We start from the raw sequence: 828 nt of genomic DNA, 5'->3' as shown, positions 1-828 counted from the left end.
GCGGTTCAAGCGGGCCAGCTGGTGCCAATGGCAGGGCCCATGTCCGTAGGCATCACGAAACAGACGTTCGAGTTGGCGTTCGCCCACGCCCAGCGCGAGCGACAGGGCGGCACTGTCGAAGGGCCGGTCCAGATGGGCTTTCAGATAGTCCTCGGCCCGCTGCACCACGGCGGCGCGGTGGCGTTCGATCCAGCTGCCATCGGCACGTCGTTGCGGCCCGGCATCGGCGGCACTGACGGCATCCACGAACACGCCCAGCAGCACCGCCGACTGCGCCGCCAGCTGCTCCGGCGTGATCAGGCCCTGCCAACGGGCGGCCGTGTCCAGTGCGGAAAAGACGCCGTAACGCAGTGCCTGCGCGTGCGCAGGGGTGGCCGGTCGGCTGCACCAGCCACGGCGTGGCAGGCGCAGTTCGCGGCCTACCCGCGCCACGGCCTCGCGCTGCAGGACCTCGCGTGGAATCAGCAGCACGGCCCACTGCCAGCCCCCGGGCTGCGGACGCACGTTGAGCTCGCTGTCCTCGGCGAACACCATCACCTGGCCCGCGGGCACCCAGCGTCCGTTGGCCCACATCGGCTGCTGGCAGGACACGGCCATCGCCAGTGCGATCAATCCTTCGCCGAAACTGCCGCTGGCGAAAATCGGCAGCGTATAGGCGCCACTGTCCAGGCTGAACTCCGGAAAGACCAGCCGCTGCAGGTACGCGCGAAAGTGTCCGGCGGCGAGCAGACGCTGTTCGAAGCGGGTGTCGCGCACTACCCCCAGCAACGCATCGGCGTCGAAGCCATCGACGACGAAGCGGCTGTACGGGGCCATCGGTTCGTCCAT

At 69.0% G+C, this 828-nt stretch carries 1 pseudogene; it reads right to left on the bottom strand.

The annotated features are described in order from the left end of the window. Positions 1–816: pseudogene (locus tag AAE045_RS23355) on the bottom strand (hypothetical protein); the annotation flags it as partial. Positions 817–828: the final 12 nt, after the last annotated feature.

The organism is Dryocola clanedunensis, assembly GCF_038405435.1.
Classification (GTDB): Bacteria; Pseudomonadota; Gammaproteobacteria; order Enterobacterales; family Enterobacteriaceae; genus Dryocola; species Dryocola clanedunensis_A.
The sequence above is the reverse complement of the archived record's forward strand: the minus strand, read 5'-3'. Positions and strand labels throughout refer to the sequence as shown.